The sequence below is a fragment of the Streptomyces milbemycinicus genome (assembly GCF_002154605.1).
Classification (GTDB): Bacteria; Actinomycetota; Actinomycetes; order Streptomycetales; family Streptomycetaceae; genus Streptomyces; species Streptomyces milbemycinicus.
The window spans coordinates 1-729 of sequence record NZ_MUNE01001159.1 but is presented as its reverse complement, the minus strand read 5'-3'; the positions used below and the strand labels follow the sequence as shown (position 1 = coordinate 729).

1 pseudogene is annotated in these 729 nt (G+C 71.2%); it reads right to left on the bottom strand.

Annotated elements, in window-relative coordinates:
- Positions 1-729 (bottom strand): annotated as a pseudogene (locus tag CCN51_RS51775) (cytochrome P450); the annotation flags it as partial.

The following is a 729-nucleotide window of genomic DNA, read 5'->3' as shown; positions in this document are numbered from 1 at the left end:
GCGCCGCCCGGGGTGCGTGGCCAGCCGCTCCATCGCGAGGCTCAGCGCGTCGGTGACGGTCTCCAGGCCGGCGAGCACGAGCATGAGGCAGACCCCCATGGCTTCCGTGTCGGAGAGGTGGTCGTCGCCGTCGATGGCCAGGATCTCGCTGAGGATGTCGTCGCCGGGCTGGGCGCGGCGGGTCTGTATCAGCTCCCCCAGATAGTTGCCCAGGGCCATGGTCTGTTCCACCCGGGCGGCGCGCTCCTCGTCGGTGAGGGTCAGCTCGCCGGCGGCGTCGGCGGTGAGTTCGAGGGCGGCGTTCTTCGATTCGATGAAGCGGTCGCGGTCAGCGAGCGGTAACCCCAGCAGGGTCAGCAGTGCCTGCGCGGGGAAGGGGACGGCGATGTCGGCGACGAAGTCGCAGCCGCCACGGGCCTTCACGGCCTCGACGAGGTCGATGGCCTGGGCGCGCAGCGACTCCTCCAGGGCCCGGATCCGGCGCGGGCCGAAGAAGGGTTGAAGGATCCGCCGGTAGTGGGTCTGCTCGGGCGGGTCGAAGGCGAGGGGGATAAGGGGATAGCCGGTCTCCACGGCGTCGAACGCCTTCTTGGCGGAGAACCGGTTCGGTTCCTTGAGCACCGCTTTGACGGCGGCGAGGCTGGTCACCGCGAGGCCGTTGTCCATGGGCGCCGGCTCCGGGCGGGCCATCAGCATCCGCCAGGCGTCGTCCCGCCGCTCGGCCACCGG